General features: G+C 53.2%; 1 rRNA gene (only partly in view). It reads right to left on the bottom strand.

The annotated features are described in order from the left end of the window. Positions 1 to 2222, bottom strand: a 23S ribosomal RNA gene (locus tag V8U06_RS28940) (it extends 575 nt beyond the left edge of the window). Positions 2223 to 2500 lie beyond the last annotated feature (278 nt).

The following is a 2500-nucleotide window of genomic DNA, read 5'->3' as shown; positions in this document are numbered from 1 at the left end:
ATTTCCGACCGGTCTGAGCCCACCATCGCGCGCCTCCGTTACTCTTTCGGAGGCGACCGCCCCAGTCAAACTACCCACCATACACTGTCCCGGACCCGGATGACGGGCCGCGGTTAGACATCCATGACGATAAGGGTGGTATTTCAAGGATGGCTCCACGCAAACTGGCGTCCGCGCTTCAAAGCCTACCACCTATCCTACACATGCCGACACGAATGCCAGTGTAAAGCTATAGTAAAGGTGCACGGGGTCTTTCCGTCTAACCGCAGGAACCCCGCATCTTCACGGGGAATTCAATTTCACTGAGTCTCTGCTGGAGACAGCGGGGAAGTCGTTACGCCATTCGTGCAGGTCGGAACTTACCCGACAAGGAATTTCGCTACCTTAGGACCGTTATAGTTACGGCCGCCGTTTACTGGGGCTTCGATTCAAAGCTTGCACCTCTCCTCTTAACCTTCCAGCACCGGGCAGGCGTCAGACCCTATACGTCGTCTTGCGACTTCGCAGAGCCCTGTGTTTTTGATAAACAGTCGCTACCCCCTGGTCTGTGCCACCCCACACCACTTGCGTAGCATGGGGTCACGCTTCTTCCGAAGTTACGCGTGCAATTTGCCGAGTTCCTTCAGCAGAGTTCTCTCAAGCGCCTTGGTATGCTCTACCTGACCACCTGTGTCGGTTTCGGGTACGGTCTATACGGTGGAGCTATTTCCTGGAACCGCTTCCCCGCCCAGACAATCCAATAAGTCTGAACAAGTTACGCAATCCGTCACTACCACCAGGCCCACGAATATTAACGTGGTTCCCATCGACTACGCGTGTCCGCCTCGTCTTAGGGGCCGGCTAACCCTGCTCAGATTAACTTTAAGCAGGAACCCTTGGTCTTTCGGCGAGAGGGTCTCTCACCCTCTTTATCGTTACTCATGTCAACATTCGCACTTCCGATACCTCCAGAGGCCCTCACGGGTCCTCCTTCGCAGGCTTACGGAACGCTCCGCTACCACTGGACTTGCGTCCAATCCTCAGCTTCGGTGCATGGCTTTAGCCCCGTTACATTTTCGGCGCAAAGACCCTTATTTAGACCAGTGAGCTGTTACGCTTTCTTTAAATGATGGCTGCTTCTAAGCCAACATCCTGGTTGTTTTGGGATCCTCACATCCTTTCCCACTTAGCCATGACTTGGGGACCTTAGCTGGAGGTCAGGGTTGTTGCCCTTTTCACGACGGACGTTAGCACCCGCCGTGTGTCTGCCGACTAGTACTCCTGGGTATTCGGAGTTTGGTTAGGATCAGTAAGACGGTGAGTCCCCATAGCCCATCCAGTGCTCTACCCCCCAGGGTATTCGGTCGACGCTCTACCTAAATAGATTTCGCGGAGAACCAGCTATCTCCGAGTTTGATTGGCCTTTCACCCCTAGCCACAAGTCATCCCAATCTATTGCAACAGATGCGGGTTCGGTCCTCCAGTTGGTGTTACCCAACCTTCAACCTGCTCATGGCTAGATCACTCGGTTTCGGGTCTAATGCAACAAACTAAACGCCCTGTTCAGACTCGCTTTCGCTGCGCCTACACCTATCGGCTTAAGCTTGCTTGTTACACTAAGTCGTTGACCCATTATACAAAAGGTACGCCGTCAGCCTTGCGGCCTCCGACTGCTTGTAGGCAACCGGTTTCAGGTTCTATTTCACTCCCCTTGTCGGGGTGCTTTTCACCTTTCCCTCACGGTACTTGTTCGCTATCGGTCATGCACGAGTACTTAGGCTTGGAGAGTGGTCTCCCCATGTTCAGACAGGATTTCACGTGTCCCGCCCTACTCAAGGACAATGCCTGTTCTACGTGTACGGGGCTATCACCCGCTAAGGCCGGACTTTCCATTCCGTTCCACTTTATTCAGCATTGCCACTGGCCTGGTCCGCGTTCGCTCGCCACTACTTGCGGAGTCTCGGTTGATGTCCTTTCCTGCAGGTACTTAGATGTTTCAGTTCCCTGCGTTCGCTTCTTACCCCTATGTATTCGAAAGTAAGATACCTTATTTCAATGCTTGGAAACCTAAGCCGTACCGAAGCACAGCTTAAATTCTCCAAGCATTTAAGGTGGGTTGCCCCATTCGGAGATCCATGGATCAAAGCTCATTCGCAGCTCCCCACGGCTTATCGCAGCGTATCACGTCCTTCATCGCCTGTGCATGCCAAGGCATCCACCAATTGCCCTTACGACACTTAATCGTTCTCATTGTCTATGCTCATCACTAGCTCCATCCCATAGGAATGCAGCGGGTGGGGCTACCTTTTACAACCCAACCCACTCATGATGCCATCGACGTGTTCGACAGACCGCTTTATCGGAGCCACGCCGAGCGGCTCGCTTGCAGTCTGTCTTTAAGACCAGCTTCTCGAGATCAAATCCGGTACCGTGCGGTTAGACAACGGTAATCCGATCATCCATCAGAGGCGACACAAGGCCGCCAACAATGAACGATCTAGAGCGACAAGCTTCCTTCCTA

It is taken from the genome of Shinella sp. G-2 (genome assembly GCF_050172695.1).
Classification (GTDB): domain Bacteria; phylum Pseudomonadota; class Alphaproteobacteria; order Rhizobiales; family Rhizobiaceae; genus Shinella.
This window is presented reverse-complemented; position numbering and strand designations above follow the sequence as displayed.